At 73.1% G+C, this 24,054-nt stretch carries 17 protein-coding genes; 5 read left to right on the plus strand and 12 right to left on the minus strand.

What is annotated here, in order from left to right:
• Positions 1 to 1,572 carry a Re/Si-specific NAD(P)(+) transhydrogenase subunit alpha gene (locus OG370_RS36250; protein WP_328471870.1) on the minus strand — a complete coding sequence of 524 codons (1,572 nt, stop codon included), beginning with the start codon at positions 1,570 to 1,572 and terminating at the stop codon, positions 1 to 3.
• Between the two features lie 382 nt (positions 1,573 to 1,954).
• Between OG370_RS36250 and OG370_RS36255 the strand changes: the two genes are divergently transcribed.
• On the plus strand, positions 1,955 to 2,401 hold the full coding sequence (locus OG370_RS36255; RefSeq protein WP_328471872.1) for a cold-shock protein: 447 nt from the start codon (positions 1,955 to 1,957) through the stop codon (positions 2,399 to 2,401).
• A gap of 175 nt (positions 2,402 to 2,576) precedes the next feature.
• Positions 2,577 to 4,757, plus strand: coding sequence for a tetratricopeptide repeat protein (locus tag OG370_RS36260; RefSeq protein WP_328471874.1), 2,181 nt, complete (start codon positions 2,577 to 2,579; stop codon positions 4,755 to 4,757).
• Here the strand turns inward: OG370_RS36260 and OG370_RS36265 are convergent.
• From OG370_RS36265 to OG370_RS36280, 4 genes are all read right to left on the minus strand, one after another.
• Complete coding sequence (locus OG370_RS36265; protein ID WP_328471876.1) at positions 4,650 to 6,539, minus strand: hypothetical protein; 1,890 nt, start codon at positions 6,537 to 6,539, stop codon at positions 4,650 to 4,652. The two genes, OG370_RS36260 and OG370_RS36265, sit on opposite strands and share 108 nt — an antisense overlap.
• Positions 6,540 to 6,661: 122 nt before the next feature.
• Positions 6,662 to 7,210 carry a pyridoxamine 5'-phosphate oxidase family protein gene (locus OG370_RS36270; RefSeq protein WP_328471878.1) on the minus strand — a complete coding sequence of 183 codons (549 nt, stop codon included), beginning with the start codon at positions 7,208 to 7,210 and terminating at the stop codon, positions 6,662 to 6,664.
• A gap of 162 nt (positions 7,211 to 7,372) precedes the next feature.
• Complete coding sequence (locus OG370_RS36275; protein ID WP_328471880.1) at positions 7,373 to 8,203, minus strand: M55 family metallopeptidase; 831 nt, start codon at positions 8,201 to 8,203, stop codon at positions 7,373 to 7,375.
• A gap of 73 nt (positions 8,204 to 8,276) precedes the next feature.
• Positions 8,277 to 9,224, minus strand: a complete 948-nt coding sequence (locus OG370_RS36280) for a N(4)-(beta-N-acetylglucosaminyl)-L-asparaginase (protein WP_328471882.1) — start codon at positions 9,222 to 9,224, stop codon at positions 8,277 to 8,279.
• A 311-nt stretch (positions 9,225 to 9,535) separates the two neighbouring features.
• Between OG370_RS36280 and OG370_RS36285 the strand changes: the two genes are divergently transcribed.
• Together OG370_RS36285 and OG370_RS36290 are read left to right on the plus strand one after the other, a co-directional pair.
• On the plus strand, positions 9,536 to 11,224 hold the full coding sequence (locus OG370_RS36285) for a discoidin domain-containing protein (protein WP_328471884.1): 1,689 nt from the start codon (positions 9,536 to 9,538) through the stop codon (positions 11,222 to 11,224).
• A 336-nt stretch (positions 11,225 to 11,560) separates the two neighbouring features.
• Positions 11,561 to 13,975 (plus strand): glycoside hydrolase family 95 protein, encoded by a 2,415-nt coding sequence (locus tag OG370_RS36290; protein ID WP_328471886.1) that lies wholly within the window; start codon positions 11,561 to 11,563, stop codon positions 13,973 to 13,975.
• A gap of 66 nt (positions 13,976 to 14,041) precedes the next feature.
• On the opposite strand, the gene OG370_RS36295 is transcribed toward OG370_RS36290, so the two are convergent.
• From OG370_RS36295 to OG370_RS36320, 6 genes are all read right to left on the minus strand, one after another.
• Positions 14,042 to 14,302 carry a DUF6126 family protein gene (locus OG370_RS36295; protein ID WP_328471888.1) on the minus strand — a complete coding sequence of 87 codons (261 nt, stop codon included), beginning with the start codon at positions 14,300 to 14,302 and terminating at the stop codon, positions 14,042 to 14,044.
• Positions 14,299 to 14,943 (minus strand): helix-turn-helix domain-containing protein, encoded by a 645-nt coding sequence (locus tag OG370_RS36300; protein ID WP_328471890.1) that lies wholly within the window; start codon positions 14,941 to 14,943, stop codon positions 14,299 to 14,301. Before OG370_RS36300 ends, OG370_RS36295 begins: the two co-directional genes overlap by 4 nt.
• A gap of 123 nt (positions 14,944 to 15,066) precedes the next feature.
• The gene (locus OG370_RS36305; RefSeq protein ID WP_328471892.1) at positions 15,067 to 16,413 is read right to left on the minus strand and encodes a cation:proton antiporter; all 1,347 of its coding nucleotides are present in this window, start codon (positions 16,411 to 16,413) and stop codon (positions 15,067 to 15,069) included.
• A 47-nt stretch (positions 16,414 to 16,460) separates the two neighbouring features.
• Positions 16,461 to 17,996 carry a cytochrome P450 gene (locus OG370_RS36310; protein ID WP_328471894.1) on the minus strand — a complete coding sequence of 512 codons (1,536 nt, stop codon included), beginning with the start codon at positions 17,994 to 17,996 and terminating at the stop codon, positions 16,461 to 16,463.
• Complete coding sequence (locus OG370_RS36315) at positions 17,993 to 19,126, minus strand: alpha-hydroxy acid oxidase (RefSeq protein ID WP_443060920.1); 1,134 nt, start codon at positions 19,124 to 19,126, stop codon at positions 17,993 to 17,995. The genes OG370_RS36310 and OG370_RS36315 overlap by 4 nt, the downstream gene beginning before the upstream one ends.
• A gap of 5 nt (positions 19,127 to 19,131) precedes the next feature.
• A complete protein-coding gene (locus OG370_RS36320) occupies positions 19,132 to 20,766 on the minus strand; it encodes an NAD(P)-binding domain-containing protein (RefSeq protein WP_328471896.1) in 1,635 nt (544 codons plus the stop codon).
• Between the two features lie 248 nt (positions 20,767 to 21,014).
• Here OG370_RS36320 and OG370_RS36325 point away from each other — a divergent pair, with 248 nt between their 5' ends.
• On the plus strand, positions 21,015 to 22,652 hold the full coding sequence (locus OG370_RS36325) for a class I adenylate-forming enzyme family protein (RefSeq protein WP_328471898.1): 1,638 nt from the start codon (positions 21,015 to 21,017) through the stop codon (positions 22,650 to 22,652).
• Between the two features lie 30 nt (positions 22,653 to 22,682).
• Here the strand turns inward: OG370_RS36325 and OG370_RS36330 are convergent, their stop codons facing one another.
• A complete protein-coding gene (locus OG370_RS36330) occupies positions 22,683 to 23,879 on the minus strand; it encodes an RICIN domain-containing protein (RefSeq protein ID WP_328471900.1) in 1,197 nt (398 codons plus the stop codon).
• Positions 23,880 to 24,054: the final 175 nt, after the last annotated feature.

Genomic DNA, 24,054 nt, shown 5'->3' on the forward strand with positions numbered 1-24,054 from the left:
TCAGTCCTTGGAGAACATGCCGAGCATGCGGCGGGTCACGGCGAATCCGCCGAAGATGTTGATGGACGCCAGCAGGATCGCCACGAACGACAGCACCGTGACGGCCGTGTGCGCGTGCCCGATCTGGAGCAGCGCGCCGACCACGATGATGCCGGAGATCGCGTTGGTCACCGACATCAGCGGGGTGTGCAGGGCGTGGTGCACATGCCCGATCACGTAGTAGCCGATCACGATGGCCAGCACGAACACCGTGAGGTTGCCGATGAGTTGGGCGGGGGCGAAGCCGGCGAGCACGAACAGCACGGCCGCGGCGGCGCCGACCACGGTGTAGCGGCGGCTCGCGGTGGCCGGCCGCTTCGCCGCCTTGGCCGCGGGCGGCGTCGGCGGTGGCGCGCCGCCGGCCGCCGGCGCGGGCGCCGCCGAGACCTGCACCGGCGGTGGCGGCCAGGTCTTCTCGCCGTCGCGCACCACCGTCACCGAGCGCTGCACCACGTCGTCGAAGTCGACCACGACCCGCCCGTCCTTGCCGGGGGTGAGCAGCTTCAGCAGGTTCACCAGGTTGGTGCCGTACAGCTGCGACGCCTGGGTGGGCAGCCGACCGGCCAGGTCGGTGTAGCCGACGATCGACACCTGGTTGGGGGTGACGACCACCTCCCCGGCCACCGTGCCCGCCACGTTGCCGCCCTGCGCGGCCGCCATGTCGACCACGACGCTGCCCGGCCGCATACTCGCCACCATCTCCTCGGTGATCAGCAGCGGCGCCGGGCGGCCGGGGATCAGCGCGGTGGTGATGATGATGTCGACGTCCGCGGCCTGCTGGGCGTAGAGCGCGGCCGCGCGGGTGTTGTAGTCGTCCGACATCTGCTTCGCATAGCCGGTGGCGCTCACCTCGGCCTCCGCCGACTCGACCGAAAGGTACTCGCCGCCCAGCGACTTGACCTGGTCGGCGACCTCCGGCCGCGGGTCGGTGGCGCGCACCACCGCGCCCAGGCTGCCGGCGGCGCCGATCGCCGCGAGACCGGCCACGCCCGCGCCCGCGATGAGCACCTTCGCCGGCGGCACCTTGCCGGCCGCGGTGACCTGGCCGGTGAAGAACCGTCCGAAGAGGTGGGCCGCCTCCACCACGGCCCGGTACCCGGCGATGTTCGCCATCGAGCTGAGCACGTCGAGCGACTGGGCCCGGGAGATGCGCGGCACCGCGTCCATGGACAGCGCGGTGACCGGCCGTTCGGCGAGCGCGTCGACCAGGTCGGGGTGGGTGGCCGGGGCGAGCAGCGCGACCAGCACGGCACCGTCGCGGAGCAGCCCGATCTCCTCCGTCGAGGGCGCGTTCACCGCCAGCACCACGTCGGCGCCCCACGCGCGGGCCCGGTCGCCGATCGTCGCACCGGCCTCCTCGTACGCCTCGTCCGACAGGCTCGCGCCGTGTCCCGCCCCGGCCGTCACGACGACCTCGTAGCCGAGCCCGCGGAGTTGCTTCACGGTCGCGGGGGTGGCGGCCACCCTCGTCTCCCCGGGTTGCGACTCCGACACGACCCCTACGACACCCACAGGTTGCGCAGACTGACTCATCTTGGTCCCTTCTGGCCTGGACGGGTTCGGTTACGCAGCCTGCCATGCATTACCAGATGGGCATTGTTCATTCGCGATCGGTACCGACTGCTTCGACACACCCGGTGCGGAAAGGTGCCTCCGTGTCAGCGGCGTCAGCCACGTCAGGCCGTCAGCGGTGTCAACCGCCGTACCACCGGCCGCGAGGACCGGCGCGAGCACCCGGATCACCGGCGCGAGCACGCGGATCGCCGGCGCGAGCACGCGGATCGCCGGCCGAGGCACGCGGATCACCCGCCGGACGCGCCGGGAACGGCCTGTACCCGATCCCGCCGACGGAGCGCTACGATGCGTCGCAGGTCATTCGGGCAAGGGGCCCGGGAGTGGTTGCTGGGGGTTTGGCATGGTTGCCGGTCGGGTTGTCAGGTTCGACGGTGCTCGCGGATATGGGTTCATTGCGCCGGAGACCGGTGGTGAGGACGTGTTCCTGCACGTCAACGACCTGTTGATCCCGGAGTCGTTCGTGCGCTCCGGTGTCGCGGTCGAGTTCGAGGTCGAGGACGGTGACCGGGGGCTCAAGGCGTCCTCCGTCCGCCTCGCCCACGGTGCGGACGGTGCGCCCGCCGGTGTCACCGCCTCGCGCGGTTCCGCGGTCTCCTCCGCCCCCCGCTCCTCGGGTGGCATCGACCTCGACGACCCCATGTGCGACGTGCTGAGCGAGTACGAATACACCCGCGAGTGCACCGAACTCCTGCTCAAGACGGCACCCTGGATGACCGGCGAGCAGATCATCCAGATCCGCCAGCAGCTGCTCCGCTTCGGCAAGAGCCACGGCTGGGTCGAGGACTGATCGAGGACTGATCGAGGACCGGCGGCACCCGCCGGCCCCCGCCGGGCGGCACCTCCTGAACACGCCGGAACCGTGCCGCCCCGAGCCCCGCAGGCACTACCGTGGGTCCCGAGACGTAACGTAGGCGTAGCGGCGCACCCCGCGTGACTACGCCTGGGCTCCGGGGGGTTGTGCCGTGCTTGATCCGCTGTCGGTGTCGGCGGTCACCACGTTCCTCGGTTCGGTCGGCGCCGGTGCGGCCGGCGAGTCGGGCCGCCGGCTGTGCGAGGCGGTCGGCGGTGTCGTGGCGCGCGTCGCCGGCCGCGAGGTCACCGCTCCCGCCGACGCCGCCGCACGCGAAGCACTGGCGGCGGTCCTGGTCGACCAGGCCCGCAGCGACCCTGAACGGGCCCGTGCCCTCGGCACCTGGATGAGCGGCGCCCCCACCGACCCGCGCCCCGACCGCCGGCACGTGCCGCACACGCTGCCCGCCTCCGTACGCTTCTTCACCGACCGCAAGGGCCCGCTGGCCGCACTGGACCGGGAGGCGTTCCGCAAGGCCGACGGCCGTCCGCGGATCGCCGTGCTCTACGGTCCGGAGGGCGTCGGCACCAGCGCGCTGGCCCTGCACTGGGGCGGTCTCCAGGCACACCGCTACCCCGACGGCACCCTCTACGCCGACCTGCGGGCCGGCTCCACCAGCACCGCCCCCACGGCCACCGCGCTGCTGCGGCACTTCCTGCTCAAGCTGCACGTCCCGCAGGAGCGCGTTCCGCCCGCCGCCCAGGACCGCGCCGAACTGTTCCGCGCGCTGCTCGCCGACCGCCGCCTGCTGGTCGTGCTGGACCACGCGCGGACCGCCGCCCAGGTCGTGCCCCTGGTCACCGCCGCGCCCGGCGTGTTCACGGTGGTCGTCGCGCGTCGCCCGCTCACCGGCCTGGACGCGCGGCCGGTGCTCGTCGACCCGCTGGGGGACAAGGACGCCAAACGGCTGCTGGTCGACCTCGTCGGCAAGCAGACCGTGGCGGCGGCCCGCGCCACGCTGCCCTCGGTGCTGGAGCGTTGCGCCGGTTCGCCGTTCGCGCTGCGAGCCGCAGCGACCGACCTGGCCGGGGCCGCCACCGCGCCACCGGCCGCCGGCGGGGACCCGGTGCGGACCGTGGTCGACGGCCTCTACCGCCGGCTCGCGGCGCCGGCCGCCCGGGTGTACCGGCTCGCCGCGCTGCGGGCCTGGCCGGCGCTGGACCCGGGACCGGTGGCCGCCGCGGCCGGGATCGGCGAGCCGGAGGCGCGCGACCTGCTCGCCGAACTCGCCCAGCACGGCCTGCTGGAGCCGGCCCCCGACGGCCGGTACCGCTTCCGCCCCGCGGTCCGCGCGCACGCCGCCGATGCCGCCGCCCGCGAGGACGGCGTCGCCGCGTGCGCGGCCGCCCTGCGCCGCGCCATCGAGTGGTACGTGTCGTTCGCGGTCCGCGCGGACCACGCGGCGCTGCCGCAGCGCTGGCACGTCGGCCCCCGCTACGACCGGCTCGGCGCGGACGGTGTGAGTGGCGCGGATGGCGGGGACGGCGCGGACGGCGGGGCATTGGCGGGCCGGTACGACGACGAGGGCGCCGCCATCGCCGCGTTGACCGCCGAGGCCGACAACATCGTGGAAGCCGTCCTGGCCGCCGAGGAGTTCGACGACCCCGCCGCCGTCTGCGAGGGCGCCGAGGCGCTGTGGGCCCTCCAACTCAAGGCGGGCTGCTACGACACGGTGCTGCCCGCCCTGCGCGCGGGCGTCCGCGCCGCTCCCGCCTACCGCGGCGACCCGCGGATGGCGGGCCGCATGCACACCCAACTGGCCCTCGCGCTCATCGAGTCGGCCGGATACGAGGAGGCGGGCCGCGAACTGGCCGCCGCCGCACGAGCGGAGGAGACCGCCGGGCATCTGCGCGGCCGGGCCACCGCCGTCGAGACGCTGGGCCTGCTCCGGCTGCGGGAGTGGCGCTTCGCCGAGGCGCTGAGCTGCTTCGAACAGGCCGGGCTGCTGCTCGCCCGGATCGGCCCGGACGACGACGGCCGCGAGGACGTGCCGCGCGCCACGGCGCTGGTCGAACGCCACCAGGGCAGGGCCCTGCGCGGCCTCGGCCGCTTCGAGGAGGCGAGGCAGCGCCTGGACACCGCGCTCGCCTACTTCGAGCAGACCACCGACGAGCCCTACAACGCGGCCCGGGTCCTGACCGACCTCGCCGAGACCGACCTCATGGCCGGCGACGCCCCGGCCGCGCTACCCCTGATCGACCGCGCCGCCGCTCTCCTCGGCGCGCAGCACGCCACCGTCCACCTCGACTACCTCGCCGCCCTGCGGCTGCGCTGCCGGCCCGAGCAGCCGTGACGCCACCGCGTGCTCGGTCGTCCCGGTCCGCACCGCGAACCCGCGGGTGAGCAGCGGCTCGGCGCCTTCGCCGTGCGGCCCGAGCAGGGCGAGCAGCGCGGACGCGTAGAGCGCCGGGTCCGGTCCCTCCGCCGGGCCCTCCGCCGGAGTCTCGCCCGGCGCTTCGGGACGTGGCCGGGCGGTGAGTTCGGCCAGCAACCCGCCGCGGTGGCGTACGACGCACGCGTGTCGGCCGGTGACGTACGCGGCGAGCGAGCAGGACGGGTACCGCGCCAGCACCTCCGCGGTCCAGCGCTGCGGCGGGCCGAGCCGCGGGTCGTCCGGGTCGGCGTAGCGCAGGATCAGGTCGGCGAGGTCGAGCACGCCGGGGTCGAGGGTGTCCTCGTGGACGGCCAGATGCCCGTCGCCCGGACCGTCGGGTTCGTGCCGAGGGTCGGCGTGGCGGCGTACCGCGAGGACGCCGTCGGCGTCGCGGTGGACGATCACCCGGAGCGGCGCGGTGGGTTCGGCCGGTTCGTACGGCGGCAGCGGCAGCGGGTCGAGTCGCGCGGGGGCGGCGGGCTCGGGGATGCCGATCAGCCGGTAGAACAGCTCGCGCAGCAGCCGCGCCGACCCGCCGGGCGAGGAGGTCGTCAACTCGGCCGGGCCGCGCAGCGGTCGGTGTTCGGCGATCGCCCGCTCCAGTTGCGGAAGGAGCGCCGCGTACGGGTCCAGGCGGGGCGCGGCGCGGACGAAGGCGGCCACCGGAGTGCCGGGCCCGAGTGCGGCGAGAGAGGCGGAGCCGAGCAGCACGGGTGTGCCGCGGGCGGCGGCGTAGTAGCTCACCGACCCGAAGTCGCCGATCACCAGGTCCGCGGCGATCAGCGCCTGCCGCCAGCCGGCGAGCGGGTCGATCAGCGTCAGGCCCGCGCGGCGGGCCCGGTCGAGCCACAGCCGCACCTGCCCGGGGCCGTGCCCGGCCCAGATGTTCGGGTGCAGCACGGCGGCCACCCGGTACTCGTCCGCGGGCAGCTCCGAGGTCAACCGCGGCAGCAGCAGCGGCAGTACGTCATCCGGGCCGCCGTCGCCGAACAGGGAGGTCGGGTTCCAGGTGGAGTTGAGCAGGACCAGCCGCTGGCCGGGGCGCACGCCCAGCGCCCTCCGGTAGCGCGGCCGGTGGTGCTCGGCGGCGAGCATCCGGTCGTAGCAGGGGTCCCCGCCGAGCACCGCGGTCGGGACGGCCTCGGGGCAGGCGGCGGTGAGGCGGTCCACCTGCTCGGGGTGGGACAGCACCATCGCGTCCGCGATCGGTTGGCCGCGGACGAGCAGCCACTCCCGCGACAGCCCGAAGACCGATTCCGGCTTTCCGGCTTTCCGGCTTTCCGGCTTTCCGGCTTTCCGGCTTTCCGGCTTTCCGGAAAGGGTCTTATTGTAGCCGATTCCATGTGAAAGTATGACCAATTTGCCCTCAAGGTGCTCCAGTTCGCCGCCGAAGCTCGCCGACACCGCCAGGTCCACCGGGGTGCGGAGCGCCTGGTCCCAGGGCAGCACCGGGACGCCCACCGCGTCGAGGAGTTCGCGCACCCCCGCGCCGAACGGCGAGGAACCCGTACAGGTGGCGAGGAGTTGGACCCGCAGGTCGTCGCGGAAGAGCGGGAGCACGTCGAGCAGCCGGGTCGCCGCGGTGACGTTGTGCACGACGAGCAGCACCCGGTGGCAGCTACCGCGGGTCGCCCAGCGGGCCGCCTCCTCGCCGACGGGGACGCGTATCCACGCGTCGCCCGGCTCCGCCCCCTCCAGCACCTGCGCACCCCTTTCGGCCGACCGTGCAGGTCGGCGGCCCTCCAACCTACTCGGACGAGGCCGGGTGCGGGGCGCGGGGCGGAGTGGAAGCGCGCGGGCGGCGTCCGGAGCGACGGGCCGCGCTAGCGCTGGGGCCGGAAGCGGGTCTGGGCGTAGGTCCCGCCCTTGCGGAAGGCGAAGACCGTGGTCGGCGCCACCTCGAACACCGGCACCGTGCCCTGCGCCCCGCCGTTCGGCCCCGCGTGCCGGAAGCCGTCGTCCAGCGGCTCGAACCGCCACTCCTCGCCGTACTTCGCCACCCATGCCGCCGCCAGATCCGCCAGGCGCCGCTGCCCGGTGACGCGCACGGCGGTGCCCTCCACCGCCACGTCGAGCCCGTCCTTGAGCGCGCTGCCGCCGGTGGCGAGGACCACCTCGGGGTGCGCCGCGAGGTTGCGTGCCTTCTGCTCGCCCTCGCCCGTGCAGAAGTACAGCGCCTCACGGTGCCAGACCGCGATCAGCGGCGTGAGATGCGGGCGGCCGTCGACCCGTACGGTCGTCAGCCAGTACGTGCCCGCGGCGGAGAGCACCTCGCCGACCTCCGCCCAGGTGCTCGGCTCCGCCGCCGGTTCGCTGAACCGCCGGTCCAGCACGCCCACTCCGGCACCCGTGTCCTGGTGCTCCGCTCCCATGCCGCCACCTCCGCTGCCGCGCCTGCCCGCTTCCTCTCCCGCCAGCATGACGCATCCCACCGACAACGCGACGGAAGCCGTGTATGCCGTGAACGGCGCGAACCTTCGCGAATGTTCACGAACGCCCGCGAATCGTATGAAGGCCGCGGATCGGCTACGCCGTCACTCCGCGATGCCCCGGGTCAGCAGCACGACCGTCACGAACGTCCGGTACAGCCGCACCGGGTCCTGGTCGGTGAGGGTGACCGTGAGCGGGTCGGCCGGGTCCGGTTCGACGCCGGTGATCCAGGTGGCCATCTCCGCGAGGTCGGGGTTGCGCATGCGGACGGTGAGCGTGGCGGGTAGTTCGATCGCCGGGAGGGACGCCGAGGGGAGGGTCTGCACGGCGCGGCGGGCCGCCGAGCGGATCACCTCGCGGGCCTCTTCGGGGTGCATGCTGTCGGCGGCGAACCGGGACACGGACGACTTCACGACGGCGCCGACCGCGTCCGGGCAGAAGGGGCGCAGCTCGGCCGCGGTGGTGTCGTCGCCGGTGATCAGGACCACCGGGACGCCGTGGCCGAGGGCGACCAGCGCGTTGATGCCGCTCTCGCCGGCGACCACGCCGTTGAGCCGGACCTCGGCGATCGCGGCCGGGTTGTAGGTGTGCGACAAAGTGGCGGGCGCGCTGGACATGGAGCCGTGGTACGAGACGAAGAAGACCGCGTCGAACGAGTCGTCCAGGCCCTGCATCATGTAGAGCGGCTTGTGCCGACCGGACAGGTAACGGGCCCGGCCGGCCAGCGCGTCGGGGCGCAGGTTGGACATCGTGGAGTGCGAGTCGTTGACGAGGAACGCGGTCGCGCCGCCGGCCGCGGCGCCCTCGATCGCGGCGTTGACCTCCTCCTGCAGGAGGGTGCGGTAGTACGCGTACTCGGGCTGGCCGTGCCGGCACTGCGACCAGTCGACGACTCCGGCGGTGCCCTCCATGTCGGAGGACAGGAAGATCTTCACAGCAGGCTCCTCACGGCACTCACGGCACTCACGGCACTCACCGCGCTCACGGTGCGTACGGCTCTCACGGCACTCACAGCACGATTCTCGGGCGGAACTCCGGCTCGGTGGACGCGTCGGTCATCAGACCGTAGACGCTGCCCTGCTGGCCGGCCGCGCCGCCGTGGCGCCCGTCGGGGGTCATCGCCAGGGCGCGCAACTCCGCGCGGAAGTCGTCCGGCAAGGTGGCGGCGTCGGCGAGCGCGGCCCGGCACGCGTCGGCCGGCTCCTGCCCGTCGGAGAGCAGTTCCACGATGGTGCGGGCGGTGCCGCCGCGCATGCTCAGCTCGCCGCGGCCGGTGCAGGCGGCGCCGCCGGCCCGCAGGTCGCACCAGTTGCCGGCGCCGGGCAGTGCCGAGTCGCCCACCCGGCCGGGGTACTTGTAGGGGTAGCCGGAGGTGGACACGCCCACGCACATCTCGCCGGTGGCGTCGAGGGCGATGATGTTGATGGTGCCCCAGGGGCCGTCGTGCGGGGCGAGCCGGCGGATCAGCGCGAGGGCGCTCTCCCGGTAGCGGGCGTCGCCGTCGGTGGCGGCGGTGTTCTCGCCCTCGACCGACTCGCGGGAGTCGGCGACCTGCTTGCGCCACAGCTCGCGGGACTCGTCGGTGATCAGGTCGGCGGTGGTGAACCCGCACTCCTCGGCGAAGAGCGCGGCGCCCTCGCCGACCAGCAGGCTGTGCTGGGGCAGCTTCTCCAGGACCGCGCGGGCCACCGAGATCGGGTTCGGGTAGCCCTTCAGCGCGCCCACCGCGCCGAACCGGCGGCCGGAGCCGAGCATCAAGGAGGCGTCCAGTTCGACCTCGCCGCGGGCATTGGGCAGGCCCGCGGTGCCGACGTAGTGGTCGGCGGGGTTGTCCTCGCAGCGCCGCATCGCGGCCTCCACGGCGTCCAGCGCCGAACCGCCGCGGCGCAGCACCTCCATCCCGGTCGCCAGACCCGCCTCGCTGCGTTCGCTGCCGATGATCGTCGCTTCCGCCACGTGTCCTCCTGATCCGTGTTCGCGGGCGCAGTCTTGCACCCGCTGACCTGGGACGGGCAACCGGGGGCCTGGGTTCCGCGCCGGTCGCACCCGCATGGCGGTCACGGCTGTGCCCGCAGGGATGCGGGATACAGGAGAGAGATTGACATCGACTTTCTTGCACGTCTTCTGTCAAATATTTCGCCTGATGCGCGATCTATTGCGTCTGTGTGTTCGCGTCGTTACGATCCCCGCACCAGCCGCCGGGCCGGTCCATGTCCGCCCAACAGCCCTGCGGTTGCCGGAGTTGACGACCGATCGGAGGAGTCCAGATGGGTGTCACACGCAGGGTCTTCCTGCAGGCCGCGGTGGCCGCCACCGCGACAGGAACCGCCGTCCTCACGCAGACCGCGGCCGCGGGGTCCGCGTTCGCGGCCAGCGGTCCCGGCGACGTGGTCGGGAAGGTGACCGTCGGCTACCAGGGCTGGTTCGCCTGTATCGGCGACGGCGCGCCGATCAACGCCTGGTGGCACTGGAGCGCGAACGACGCGACGGCGCCCTCGCCGTCGAACACCGGGATCGTGGCGTGGCCCGACGTCAGCGACTACACGCACACGTACCAGACCGGCTACGCGGCGCTCGGCAACGGCCGGCCGGCCACGCTGTTCTCGTCGTACGACCAGCAGACCGTCGACACGCACTTCCTGTGGCTGCAGGAGAACGGCATCGACGTCGCGGCGCTGCAGCGCTTCAACCCCAACGGCAGCGAGGGCCCGACCCGCGACGACATGGCGGCGAAGGTGCGCAGCTCCGCCGAGAAGTACGGGCGGAAGTTCTACATCATGTACGACGTCTCCGACTGGACGAACATGCAGTCCGAGATCAAGACCGACTGGACCAGCAAGATGCACGCCCACACCGCGAGTTCGGCGTACGCGGTGCAGAACGGCAAGCCGGTGGTGTGCGTGTGGGGCTTCGGTTTCGCCGACAACCAGCGGCCGTTCGCCGCCGACGCGTGCCTGGACGTCGTCAACTGGTTCAAGAGCCAGGGCTGTTACGTGATCGGCGGGGTGCCGACCTGGTGGCGTACCGGGGACCGCGACTCGCGTGCGGGCTTCTCGGACGTGTACCACGCGTTCGACATGCTCTCGCCGTGGATGGTGGGCCGGATCGGCAACGTCTCGGACGCCGACAACTTCTGCAACGTGGCGACGGTGCCGGACCTGGCGGAGTGCGCCACCTACGGCATCGACTACCAACCGTGCGTGCTGCCCGGTGCGGTGACGCTCCGTCAGCGCGCGCACGGCGACTTCATGTGGCGGCAGTTCTACAACATGGTCCGGGCCGGCGTGCAGAGCGTCTACATCTCGATGTTCGACGAGTTCAACGAGGGCAACCAGATCGCCAAGACCGCCGAGACCCAGGCGCAGGTGCCGACGAACTCCGGGTTCCTGGCGCTCGACGAGGATGGCACGGCCTGCTCGTCGGACTACTACCTGCGGCTGACCGGCGACGGCGGCCGCATGCTCAAGGGCCAGATCGCCCTCACCGCCACCCGCCCCACCCAGCCGGTGGGCGGGAGCACCACGCCCCCGCCCACCGGGAACCTCGCCCTGCACCGTTCCACGTCGGAGAGCAGCCACACCCAGTCCTACGGCTCCGGCAACGCCACCGACGGTGACGCCAACTCCTACTGGGAGTCGGCCAACAACGCCTTCCCGCAGTGGCTCCAGGTCGACCTGGGCGCCGCCACCCCGGTCAAGCGGCTCGTGCTCGACCTGCCGCCGGCCACCGCCTGGGCCACCCGCACCCAGACGCTCTCCGTGCAGGGCAGCGCCGACGGCAGCAGCTTCACCCAGCTCGCCGCCTCCGCCGGCTACACGTTCGACCCGGCCACCGGCAACGCCGCGACCGTCACCCTGCCGGCCTCGGTCACCACACGCTACGTGCGGCTGAACTTCACCGCGAACACCGGCTGGCCGGCCGCGCAGCTCTCCGAGGTCCAGGTCTTCGCGAGCTGAACCGATCGAGCCGTCCGGGCGGTCGCCGACCCTTCCCCGCGCGGCCGCCCGGACTGCCCCCGGCCGGGGCCGAGTCGGTACCCGGCCGGGGGCGACCACGTTGTGGCGCGTGCACGTTTCGGCGACGTGCCGGCGGTCCGAGAGACCCTCCCGCCGCACGCATCACTCCACTCGGCGACGGGCATGCTCCCTCATACATCGGATGTCCCGCCGGGGAGGCCGCCCGAAGGACTGCCGTCAGAACCCTTGAATCCGTTAATGAGCAGTTTTATGTTGCTCCTGCGTTTCTGCCAGAACCCCCGCGTGCCGCAGAACATCACAGGAGGAACACCCTTCATGACCGCCCCTCAGCCCGCACCTGCTCAGCGGCCCAGTCGTCGGAGCTTTCTCGCCCTGGCCGGTGCCGGGACCGCCGGCTCGCTGGCCGCGTTCGCCGGGCTGCCGGCCTTCACCGCGGCCGCCGCGGAGCCCCAGCGGCCGACCGCCGACCCCCGCACGGACGACGCGGCCGCCGTACGCCTGTGGTACACCGCCCCGGCGTCGGCCGACGCGATGATCCAGCAGGGCCTGCCGGTCGGCAACGGGCGGATCGGCGCGCTCGTCGGCGGCGACCCCGCCGACGAGGCGCTCTACATCACCGACAGCACCCTGTGGACCGGCACCCGCAACGACGTCCTCGACGACGACGGCCAGTTCCCCTACGAGCAGGTCGAGTTCGGCTCCCTCACCCAACTCGCCCACCTCTCCGTGCAGATACCCGCCCACACCGCGGACTCCGTCACGGACTACCGCCGCACCCTGGACCTGAGCAACGGCCTGGTCACCGCCACCTACCGGCAGGGCGGCGCCACCTACACCCGCGAGGTCTACGCCAGCCACCCCGACGACGTGATCGTGCTCCACCTGTCCAGCACCGCGGGCGGCAGCCACACCGGCCGGATCGCCCTGGCCGGCACCCACGGCGAGACCCCGGCCGGCGACTCCGGCGACCGCACCCTGTCCTTCGCCGCCGCCTTCGACAACGACCTGCGCTACGCCGCCGCCGTCACCGCCTCCAGCGACACCGGCACCGTCGAGGTCACCGCCACCGCCATCGAGTTCACCGGCTGCGCCGACCTCACCGTGGTGTTCAGCGGCGGCACCGACTACGCCCCCGACGCCGCCCGCGGCTACCGCGCCCCCGGCCTCGACCCGCGCGCCCTCGCCCGTACCAAGGCCCGCGCCGCGCTCCGGCACAGCCCCGCCGTCCTGCGTGGCACCCATGTCGCCGACTACCGCCGCCTGTTCGACGCGATGACGCTGTCGCTGGGCACCTCCACCGGCCAGCAGAAGCAGGCCGACACCTGGACCCGGCTGCAGGCCCGCGCCGCGGACGGCGCCGCGCCCGACCCGGAACTCGAAGCGTCCTACCTCCAGTTCGGCCGCTACCTGATGATCTGCGGCTCCCGCGACAGCGTCCCGATGGGCCTGCAGGCGCTGTGGCTGGACGTCAACGACCCGGCCTGGATGGGCGACTACCACACCGACATCAACGTCCAGATGAACTACTGGATGGCCGACCGCACCGCGCTGCCCGGCTGCTTCGACGCCTTCACCGACTACTGCCTCGCCCAACTCCCCTCCTGGACGCAGAACACCGGCAAGCTCTTCAACGACCCCCGCAACCGCTTCCGCAACTCCTCTGGCACGGTGGCGGGTTGGACGGTCGCGTTCTCCACCAACATCCACGGCGGCTCCGGCTGGTGGTGGCACCCCGCGGCCAACGCCTGGATCGCCAACTCCCTCTTCGACCACTACGAGTACACCCAGGACGCCCGCACCCTGGCCCGGATCTACCCGCTGCTCAAGGGCGCCTGCGAGTTCTGGCAGGCCCGGCTGGTGTCCATGACCGTCACCGACCCCGCCACCGGCGAGGACCGCGAGGTCCTCGTCGACGACAAGGACTGGTCGCCCGAGCAGGGCCCGCAGGACGGCATCGGCAACACCTACTCCCAGGAACTGGTCTGGGCGCTGTTCGGCAACTACCGCACCGCCGCCCAGCTCCTCGGCAAGGACGCCGGCTTCGCCCGGACCATCGGCGGCCTGCGCGACCGGCTCTACCTGCCGCGGATCAGCCCGGCCAACGGCTGGCTGGAGGAGTGGATGTCGCCGGACAACCTCGGCGAGGACCAGCACCGCCACCTCTCCCCGCTGATCGGGTTCTTCCCCGGTGACCGCATCACCCTCGACTCCTCGCCGGCCGACCTCGTCGCCGCCGTCCGCGCGCTGCTCACCGCCCGCGGCATGGACAGCTACGGCTGGGCCAACGCCTGGCGCGCTCTGTGCTGGGCCCGGCTGCACGACGCGGAGAAGGCGTACCAGCTGGTCACCACCAACCTGCGGCCCTCCACCGCGGACAGCAACGGCTCCGCGCTGAACTTCTTCGACATCTACCAGCTCGGGCAGGACAGCAGCGTCTTCCAGATCGACGCCAACTTCGGCACGCCGTCGGCGATGGTGGAGATGCTGGTGTACTCCCGGCCGGGCCGGATCGAGTTGCTGCCCGCGCTGCCGAAGGCGTGGGCGGACAGCGGCCACATCACCGGCGTCGGTGCCCGCGGCGGCTTCACCGTGGACCTGACCTGGCGCGACGGGCGGGTGCGGCAGGCCGTGATCCGCAGTGTGGGCGGCCACAGCACCGAAGTGGTGGCGGGCGGCACGGTCCACACGGTGCGGACGGCGCCGGGCCGCAGCGTCACCCTGCGGTTCTGAGCGCCCGAGCCGGTTCCGGGCGCCCGAGCCGTACGGCTCAGGTTCCGGGCGCCCGAGCCGTACGGCTCAGCTCTTGCCGATCACCGCGAACATCAGCCACAGGAAGAACGCCATGAAGTGTGCCACCGCGACGTACACCAGGACGCGCAGGATCACCGCGCGCTCCTTGTGCTTCTCGGTGCTGTCGAGGGCCGGCACGACCACGACGACGGGCACGGACTCCGCCTCGGGACCGGCCGGGCCGGGACCGGGCTGCGGGGTCGGCGCGGGCTTTGCGGTGGGCTCGAGCGCGGGGTGGGCGCGCGGCTCGGCGGGGTTCGTGGTCATGAACGGCCTCCTCGGGGGTCGGCGGGCTCGCGCGGCACGACGCACAGTGCCGACGTCTCGCTCTGCATGAGGGTGTGGACGAAGAGCAGGTCGACCCCGTCCTGGCCGCCGGCCGCCAGCCGGTGGGGCACGAGCGAGTCGAAGTGCGCGGAGTCCCCGGCGGCCAGGGTGTGGGAACGGTCGCCGAGTGAGAGTTCGAGCACCCCGGCGGTGACGTAGAGCCACTCCTCGCCGGGGTGCACCCGGACCAGGCCGCCCTGGGCCCGGGCGGGCACGTGCACGCGCAGCGCCTGCATGGCCCGCCCGGTGCCGCCGGCCCGCCGGTACGTCCAGCCGCCGGCGGGCACCGCGGCCATCGAGGCGCCGCGTACGATGGGATCGGGCTCGGCCGCCGTCTCGCCCAGCAGATCGGAGACGGTGGTGCCGTACAGGCGGGCGAGGCCGAGGAGCACCGGCAGGGACGGCTGGCGCAGGCCGGACTCCAGCCGGGACAGGTGCGCGGCCGAGAGGTCCGCGCGGCGGGCCGCGGCCTCCAGGGTGAGGCCGCTCGCGCGCCGCCGGTCCCGCAGCCGCGGGGGCAGGGCCGAGGCATCGGCGCCGACCGCGTCGGCGGTGTCCGGGGTGGCGGTCGCGTCGTCCATGACCCCATGGAACAACATGGTGTGCCTCAGAGGCAAAAGCTTTGCCTCTGAGGCAAAGCCGTCGTTCCTTCGCGGAGGAGCCGCACCTACTCGGAGGCGCTGGGGGCACCACCCTGGCGAAACTCAGGGGGAGGAACTGCGCGACCCGCCACGACCCTCCGGCACGGTGGACGCGGCGAGGGGCGACCTCGGCGCGGGCAGGGGCGTCGAGGCGCCGGCCGCACCGGTCACGTCCGGCTCGGCCGGCACCCCGCCGTCCAGCCGGTCCCACAGCCGCAGCAACGGCGTCGCCATCACCGTGGTGACCACCGCGACCACCACCAGCACCGTGAACATCGACGGCGACACGATCCCCTCGGACAGGCCGACGTTGATCGCGATGAGCTGCATCAGGCCGCGCGCGTTCATCAGGGTGCCGATCCGCAGCGCCACCGCGGGCGGCTGCCCGCCCAGCCGCGCCGCGGCCCAGCACGCGCCGAACTTGCCGACCACGGCCGCGACCGTGCACCCCACCGCGAACAGGAGCAGTTTCGGGTCGCTGAGCAGCCCCGCGTCGGTGTTCAGCCCGGAGTAGGTGAAGAACAGCGGCAGCAGCAAGATCCGGCTGAGCGGCGCGGTCGCCTCGATCGTGCGGCCGATGCGCGGCGAGCGCGGGAACGCGGCGCCCAGGCTGAACGCGCCGAACACCGCGTACAGGCCGATCCGGTCGGTGTACCAGGCGGCCGCGCACAGCAACAGCACGGTGGCGAGCAGCAGTTGCTCGTCGCTGAGCCGCTCGGTGACCCGCAGCGCCGGCTCGCGCAGCCGGATCAGCGCGGTCAGCAGCACGACCAGCCCGGCCGCGCCGGCGGCGGCGAGCACCACCGTGTGCGCGCTGCCGCGCGCCAGGCTGACCACGCCCGCGAGCATGATCCACGCGGCGACGTCGTCCATCGCGCCGGCCGCCAGCGAGATGGTGCCGAACGCGGTGCCGGCCAGCCCGTTCTCGGTGATGATCCGGGCCAGCATCGGGAACGCGGTGATCGCCAGCGTGACGCCGACGAACAGCGCCGTCACGTGCAGCGGCACCCCGGGCGGCGAGGTGTCCACCGAGCCGTGCACGGCCCAGGTCAGCCCGGCGCCCAGCAGCAGCGGCGTGGCGCTGCCGGCCGCCGAGATCAGCGCCGCCGACCTCGCCACCGGCTTGATCCGCTCCAGCCGGAAGTCGTACCCCGACTGGAACATGAAGAACACCAGGCCGAGTTGGCCGGCGACGTAGAGCATAGGGTGCAAGGCGGCCGGGAACAGGTGGTGCTCGACGGACGGCAGCACCAGCCCGAGCACCGACGGGCCGAGCAGCACCCCGGCGATCATCTCGGCGACGACGGGCGGCTGCCCGAGTGGTCGCAGCAGCAGCGCGACCAGCCGGCACAGCAGCAGGATGACGACGACGGCCAGCAGGAAAGCGGTGCCCAGTTCGGTGGAGGACATGGGGAGCAGCCCTTCGGCGGGTTCGGCGTGAGGGAAAGGCGTGCGGCTCAGTCGCGGTGGTACGGGCAGGTCGGCGGGGCATCGGTCGGCGGGGCATCGGGCGGCGGCGCGGTGGCCGGTGGAGCGGTGTCTGTCGACGCGGCGGACGGCAGCGGGCGGCCCTGCGTGTCGTGCGCGGCGAACCACGTCTCCGTGAGGCGCAGCCGCCGCGCGTCCACCACCATCCAGGTGCCGAACACCGCCTGGAGCACGCTGCGCCCCAGGTCCTCCCAGCGGTCCCGGACCCTCAGTGCGGCCAGCACGGCGCCGATCCGGTAGCGGGGCAGCGGCCGGTCGCGGGCGACCAGCAGGCAGGGCGCGCGGTGCGGGATGGAGCGGGTGTGGGACACCGACGAGTGCAGGGTGAAACGGCTCAGCACCTCGCGGGTGACGGCCCGCATCACCAGCGGCGACAGCCGCCACGCCGGGCACGGCCGGTTCGCCGCGACCCCGAACGGGATGTGGTGCGCGTCCTTCGCCGACAGCCGGTCCCAGCGGCCCGGGTCGAAGACCTCCGGGTCCGGGTAACCGGTGGAGTGGTAGGCGGCGTAGTCGAAGCACAGCACTGTGCCGGCCGGGTAGGCGGCGCCCGGGCCGAGGTCGATGTCGGCGCCGGTGATCCGGTGCGCGATGCCGAACAGCGGGTACATGCGCAGCGTCTCGTTCATGACGTTGCCCAAGTCGTGGTCGTCGTCGGGGTGTTCGACAAGCCGGCGCTGGACGTCCTGGTGCTGGGCGAGCACCAGCAGCAGGTGTGCCATCGCCTCCGACATCTGCACCACGGCGGTGTTGAAGAAGGTGCCCTGGAGGTAGTGGGCGCGGTCGCGCGGGGTGGCCAGCTCCGCGGGCAGGTCGTGCGGCACCTCGTTCGCGGCCAGCCGGCGCAGCAGGTAGCGGGTCAGCCGGGCCCGCCGGTCCATGTGCCGCAGCCGGGTGTTCTTCAGCGAGTTGACCACGTCTTCGGCGTTGTCCACGATCAGCCGCCGCACGTCCGGCGGGCACGGCTCGCGGAACACCAACTCGTGGAAGAACTCCGCCCAGATCGGCATCATCAGGTCGCGCAGCCGCACCAGCGCGGCCCGGCCGGACGCCTGGCCGGACGTCTGACCGGCTGCCCGGCCCGCCGCCCGGCCGGGTATCCGCTCGTCCAGCACGCGTGCCGCGCACCGGCCCGCGGCGGCGGACAACTCGGCGCTGGTCCCGGCGAGGATCGAGCTGGTGGTCCGCGCCACCGCGTCGTAGCGCGGCCCCGGCTCCAGGTGCTCCTGGTGCACCTCGGGCCCCGGCGACAGCCAGTACCAGAACAGGTCCGACAGCCCCGCGCCCTTGCTGCGGCCGCTCGCGGCGGGGTGCGCGTACAACTCGGCGAACCGCTCCGGGCCGACCACCTCGTTCGGGACGATCACCCCCTCGGGCCCGTTGACCTTCGCGAACACCTTGACCCGCAGGGCGACCAGGGCCTTCGGCAGCCAGTACGGACTGGACAGCGCGACCGCGGCCACGGCTGCGCCCCGGGACAGACTCCGGGCGGCATTCGGCGTCATGCGCCCGCCACCCCCTGCCCGCCGCGGACGACCACCTGGTCGCGGTTGAGGTCGGCGCAGTCCCGGGCGCCGCACAGCGTCAGCACGTGCGCGGTCTGCTCGGCCAGCTCCGCCAGCACCCGCGCCACCCCGGGCTCGCCCTCGGCGGCCAGCCCCCACAGCACGGGCCGGCCGATGCCGACCGCCGTGGCGCCGAGCGCCAGCGCGGCCACCACGTCGGCCCCGGACCGTATCCCGCCGTCGAGCAGCAGCGGGACGCGGCCGGCGACGGCCTCGGCGATCCGGGGCAGCGCCTCGATGGTGGCGGGCGCGGCGTCGAGCTGCCGGCCGCCGTGGTTGGAGACGATCAGCCCGTCCGCGCCGTCGCCGATCGCGTGGCGGGCGTCGTCCGGGTACAGAACTCCCTTGACCAGCACGGGCAGTTCGGTGCGCTCCCGCAGCCTGCGCAGGTCGTCCCAGGACAGCGCGGGGCTCATCGCGATGTCGAGCGGCGCGTCCGGGGGGCCGCCGGGCAGGCCGCGCATGTTCTCCGCCGCGTAGCCGGGCGGCAGGTCGTGGAAGCCGTTGCGGTCGTCGCGGGCGCGGCGGCCGAAGACGGGGGAGTCCGCGGTCACCACCAGCGCGGTGCAGCCCGCGTCCTCGGCCCGCCGCACCAGCGCGTCGGTGACGTCGGCCCGCGGCTGGAGGTAGAGCTGGAACCACACGGCCGCGTCCGCGCGCACCTCCCGGGCGGCCGCCACGACGTCGGCGACGGCGGTGGTCGCCGCCATCGAGGTGATCAGTACGGTGCCGGCCGCCGCCGCGGCACGGGCCGTGGCCCGCTCACCGTCGGGGTGGGCGAGGCGGTGGAAGGCGGTCGGCGCGACCAGGACGGGTGCCGCCGCGCGGGCCCCGGGCAGCTCGACCGCGGTGTCCGGCGGGCCGGCGCCGCGCAGTATCCGGGGCAGCAGGGCGAGACGGCCGAAAGCCCTGACGTTCTCGGCCACGGCGGTCTCCCGGCCGGCGCCGCCCTCGTAGAAGTCCCAGTGCACGGGGTCGAGTCGGGCCCGGGCCTGGTCGCGCAGCTCGTCGAGGACGTCGAACGGCAGGGCGGGGGCACCGCTGGGCGGGTCGAGGGCTCCGGTGGACAGGGCGGTCACGACGGTTCCGGGGTGGCCGCCGGCGAAGCGGGGTCCGGTGCGGGCCGCCCGGCCGGGAAGAGGTGCGTGGCGAGGAAGCGGACGAGGGGGGTGCGGTGTACCTCCTCGCTGTCCCACTCGTTCTCCAGGTTCTCCGTGATGTGGTGGTCGGCCAGCACCTTCCCGTCCTGCCACAGCCGGACCACCGGATGCAGGTAGCGGCTGTCGAGGCCGCCGGTGTCCTGCTGCGAGAGCCGGTTCACCGAGATGTCGAACGGGTTCACCTTGTCGTGGTCGGCGCCGTATTCGAGGGTGACCGTCAGGTAGCGGTCGACCGGGCCGAACTCGCCGTCGGCGAGCGAACGGTGGAGGTGGTCGACCGGCACCTCCTCGTAGTGGCCGACCGATCCGGCGCCGACGAGGATCGCGTCACCGAGGAAGCCGAACAGCTGCCACAGCGCCGAGGTGCGGTTGACCCGGGTCAGCACGGCGTCCGCGACCGCCTCCGGGGTGGCCGGCAGCTCCGTGTGCGGCCATGCCTCGCCGTGGTAGCGCCGGGCCAGGATGCGGTGCAGGGCGCGCACGCCGTAGCGGAAGCCGTGGATGAAGCCGCTGGTGGACTTCTTGAAGTCGCGGACCTGGGTGATCGTGCCGGCGAAATACAGGTCGGGCACGTTGGGAGACTCCCACGCGTCGGTCTGCGCCGGGAACCGGTCCTTGATCGTCAGCTCGGGACGGCACTCCTCGGCGAACAAGGACGCGTCGAATCTGAATCCGGTGGCCAGGATCACCCGGTCGTAGGATATCTCCTTGACCACTTCCGCGACCCGGACGAATTTCACCGCGACCCGATAGCCGCCGTCCTCGTCCGATCGCCTGATCGAGACGACCTCGCCGTCCAGCAGGGCGTTCTGCGACTTGAGCTGATAAGTGTCGAGGAAGTTGTTGTTCACCGCCCTGAGATGGCCGACGAAATGTGTCTGCCAGGCCAGCCGCAGCGATCCGGGGCCCACCATGTGAATCACCGACGCGGTCTCCACGAGATTGTCCGCGGTCTCGAAGGCGGAATTCCCGCGGCCGATGATCAGCACCCGCTTGCCGGTGAATTCGGCCGGGTCGACCGACACCTCGCCGTACGGCTCGGCGAGCTCCACGCCGTCGATCGGCGGGATGTGCGGGCGGGTCACGCCGGTGGCCACGATCAGGCGCTTCGCCCGCAGCGTGGTGCCGTCGGCGGCCTGGGCCAGGAAGTCCCCGTGCAGGTGCGCGGGACGGCTGATGTGGGCGATGCGGGTGTTGTACCGGATGCGCAGCCGGTGGGTGGCGGCGAAGTCCGCGAGGTAGCCGACCATGTCGTCGGCGGAGGGGAAATAACGGGGGGTGACCGCGGTGAAGAGCGGGCCGCGCTCGTCGGACAGCAGCGAGTTCCAGTCGGTGCGCAGCCGCAACTCCGGGTCGTCCCAGCCGGTGTGCACCTTGTTGATCGAGATCAGCGTGCGATGCCGGGGAAATCTCGTGAAGAACGTCCCCGGTGCCGCTCCCTCCTCCACCACCAGATAGTCGCGGCCGGCGCGTTCCAGGAAATACCCGGCCTGGATTCCAGCGGGTCCGGCGCCTACCACCAGGTAGTCGATCCGCTCTTCTCCCGACATATGCCCTCCCGATCGTTCCCCCGATGGAGATGCAACACCCTAGTTGAGGGTTCAAGGAGCCATCCAGGGTGCGTAATGTGATCCATGTCACATATCTTTCGGTGATTGGAAATGGCCTCGGCCGGATAACTTCGCCCTCGACTCGGAGCGCTTGCCGGCCCGCGCCTCCGCTATGTCCGGACGCCGCCCGAGGCGGTTTGCCGCGGTCGAAACGCGCCCGCGGCCGATCGCGTGGATCGGAGGGAAAGATGAGCAATCCGGCCGAATCGGTGTTTCCGCAACCCCTGATCGACGCGTTCGCCCGCGACCCGGACACCGCCGCCTTCGAGTTCCGGGCCCGGCCGGTCAGCCGCGGCCGGGTCCTCGACCTGGTCCGCGACTGCGCCGCCGGGCTCGCCGCCGCCGGCCTCGGACCCGGCCGCGCGGTCGCCCTCACCACCGATGTGACCCCCGCCGGATTCGCCGCCCAGATCGCCGCCCACCTGCTCGGCTGCCGCGTCGTCGGACTGCGGCCCGGCCTGACGCCCGCTCAACTCCGCCACGTGCTGGCCCAGGACGTCGACACCGTCCTCACCGACGACACCACCCGCACCGACGCGCTCACCGACGCGGCCAAGGCGGCGGGCAGCGCCGTGCTGGACGTCGAACGCGACCTGCTCGGCGGCAGCGGCGGCGACCGCGGCATCGGCCCCCGCAACGCTGAGACCGGCGACGGCCCCCGCAGCGCCGCGACCGGCGACACGGCGCCCCGCGCCGGACTGACCGCGCGCGGCCGCCCCGACGACATCGCCCTGATCGCCCTCACCAGCGGCAGCACCGGCAACCCCAAGGGCTGCGCCCAGACCTACCGCGCGCTCGGCGACCACTGGTCCTGGCAGCCGACGCGCTGGAGCGCCACCACCCGCCAACTCGCCGACGGCTACCGCAGGTTCCTCGTCTTCGGCACTCTCACCAGCGCGGTGATGCTCGAACACCTCGCGCTGTGCCTGCTCAGCGGCGGCACCGCGATCATCCCCGAACCCCCGGTCTCCTTCCCGCACACCTGGCAGCGCCACCGCGTCACCGCGTGCCTGTGCACGGTCCCGCGCCTGTACCAGGTGCTCGACACGCTGCGCACCGAGGACGTCGACACCAGCAGCATGCGCGCCCTGCTCGTCGCCGGTTCGCCGCTGCCCCCGCACCGCCTCGCCGAGGCGGCCGACCGGCTGGGCCCGGTCGTCTACCAGGGCTACGGCCAGACCGAGACCGGCATGCTCGCGCTGCTCACCCCCGCCGACCAGGACCGGTACGGCGACCGGGTACGGGACTCCGTCGGCCGCCCGATGCCCGGCGTCGGCATATCCGTCCGCGACCCCGCCGGGCAGCCCGTGCCCACCGGAGCCGCCGGCGAGGTCTGGGTCCAGGCCGGCGGGGCCATGTCCGGCTACTGGAACGACCAGGAGCAGACCCGCGAGGTCGTCCACGACGGCTGGATCAGGACCCGCGACCTCGGCACCCTGGGCGACGACGGCTTCCTGCGGCTGGCCGGCCGCGCCCGCGACGTCGTCTTCGTCAACGCGATCCTCCACTACACCGCCGCCATCGAGTCCGCCCTGACCACCCACCCGGACGTCGACCAGTCCTACGTCGTCGCCGCCCCCGACGAGTCGACCGGCGAGGCGGCCCACGCCTTCGTCGTGCCGGCCTCAACCGACCGGGTCCCCGACCCCGCGGAACTGCGCGCCACCGTACGGGCCGTACTCGGCGACGGCGCCGTCCCCGCCACGCTCACCGTGCTCGCCGCCGTCCCGGTCGCGCCCAGCGGCAAGCCGGACAAGAAGGCGCTGCTGGCCATGGTGGCGGCCCGGCCGGTGGACGGTGGGCCAGAGCGCGGCGCGACGGAGTAGCCGCGCCCTGGCCCGTTCAACCGCGCCCGGTCAACTCGGCAGCGTCCACTGCTGGTTGGCGGCGCCCCCGCAGTCCCAGATCTGGAGGGGCGTGCCGTTGGCGGAACTCGGGCCGGTGGCGTCGAGGCAGCGGCCCGACTGCGGGTTGACCAGGGTGCCGCCGGTTCCCGCTCGCCACACCTGCGAACCGGTGCCGTTGCAGTCGTAGAGCTGCACCGGAGTGCCGTTCGCGGTGCCCGCCGCCTTGACGTCGAGGCACTTGCCGAGCGCCCGCAGCGTGGAGTCGGCGCCCACCGTCCACTGCTGCGCGGCGGTGCCGTTGCAGTCGTAGAGCTGAACTGCCGTGCCGTCGGCGGGATTCGCCCCCGCGACGTCCACACACTTGCCGCCGTACCCCTGGATCGCCCCGGTCGTACCGCCGCCGGTCCCGGTGCCGGTGCCCTGCGTCGCGTCGAACGAGAACGAGTTCGTCCCCAGGCCCTGACCGCCCTGCCAGATCTCGAACCCGGCCTCCGCGTCGATGAGATAGGAGTCGGCGCCGGTCGTGCCCCGGCTCACCGAGTCGTCGATCAGCGCCTTGACGTCCAGGCCGTCGACCGACGTTCCGCCGCCCTCGAGCACGTACGACACGATGTTCCATGACGTCTGGCGGCCGGTGTACACGTCCCAGTTCAGGCCGCCGACGGTCGCGGTGGCGGTCTTGCTGCCGAACGGGGAGACCCCGCCACGGCTGTTGAGCCAGATCATGATCTCGCTGTCGTCCGGCTGGCCGCCGGTGGTGGCCGCGGAGTTGGTCCACAGGTCGTACGCCACGTCGTACGCGCCCGTCGCGGGCTGGATCGTCGACCAGGACGAGGTCGCGCTCGCCAGCTTGCTCACCTGGATCGGCAGGTTGCTGCCGGTGGTGCACGCACCCCAGTGGCAGCCCTTGTAGATCGACGGATACGTGGCCGGCGCGCCGCCGGAGAGGTCGAAGTTCGCGGTGCTCACCGACCAGGCGGTGCCGGTGGTGGCGGTCACGCACTGGGGCGCGGAGGAGTTCCACTCGTTGTTCTGCAACGTGTACTCGCCGCCGGCCAGGCTCACCGAGCCCTGCGGCTGGCAGTTGGTGGTGTCCGCCGGGGCGGCCGTGCCCGTCGCGTGGGCGCCGGCGGCGGGTACGAACAGCGCCGCACAGACGGCCGCGATCACCGCGGCGGCCCGTATCCGGCCTGTTGGTCGCGTCATGAGCCGATCCTTTCGGGTGGGGGTTCGGCTCCGCGAGGGTGGTGAGAGCGCTCCCATGGCGCGGGCGCCGCACCCGCCCCGCGCAGCGGAAGGAGGGCTTGAGTCCGTATCGAACGGTGCGGCCGGGCGGCGGCCGACCGTTCGCCGGCTGCCGGTCTCGCGCGTGGGGGCGCTT

It is taken from the genome of Streptomyces sp. NBC_00448 (assembly GCF_036014115.1).
Taxonomy (GTDB): domain Bacteria; phylum Actinomycetota; class Actinomycetes; order Streptomycetales; family Streptomycetaceae; genus Actinacidiphila.

Coding starts and splice junctions, on each gene's coding strand:
- OG370_RS36250 (WP_328471870.1), bottom strand. CDS start 1,572: ATGAGTCAGTCTGCGCAACCTGTGGGTGTCGTAGGGGTCGTGTCGGAG.
- OG370_RS36255 (WP_328471872.1), top strand. CDS start 1,955: ATGGTTGCCGGTCGGGTTGTCAGGTTCGACGGTGCTCGCGGATATGGG.
- OG370_RS36270 (WP_328471878.1), bottom strand. CDS start 7,210: ATGGGAGCGGAGCACCAGGACACGGGTGCCGGAGTGGGCGTGCTGGAC.
- OG370_RS36285 (WP_328471884.1), top strand. CDS start 9,536: ATGGGTGTCACACGCAGGGTCTTCCTGCAGGCCGCGGTGGCCGCCACC.
- OG370_RS36290 (WP_328471886.1), top strand. CDS start 11,561: ATGACCGCCCCTCAGCCCGCACCTGCTCAGCGGCCCAGTCGTCGGAGC.
- OG370_RS36295 (WP_328471888.1), bottom strand. CDS start 14,302: ATGACCACGAACCCCGCCGAGCCGCGCGCCCACCCCGCGCTCGAGCCC.
- OG370_RS36300 (WP_328471890.1), bottom strand. CDS start 14,943: ATGGACGACGCGACCGCCACCCCGGACACCGCCGACGCGGTCGGCGCC.
- OG370_RS36305 (WP_328471892.1), bottom strand. CDS start 16,413: ATGTCCTCCACCGAACTGGGCACCGCTTTCCTGCTGGCCGTCGTCGTC.
- OG370_RS36310 (WP_328471894.1), bottom strand. CDS start 17,996: ATGACGCCGAATGCCGCCCGGAGTCTGTCCCGGGGCGCAGCCGTGGCC.
- OG370_RS36320 (WP_328471896.1), bottom strand. CDS start 20,766: ATGTCGGGAGAAGAGCGGATCGACTACCTGGTGGTAGGCGCCGGACCC.
- OG370_RS36325 (WP_328471898.1), top strand. CDS start 21,015: ATGAGCAATCCGGCCGAATCGGTGTTTCCGCAACCCCTGATCGACGCG.
- OG370_RS36330 (WP_328471900.1), bottom strand. CDS start 23,879: ATGACGCGACCAACAGGCCGGATACGGGCCGCCGCGGTGATCGCGGCC.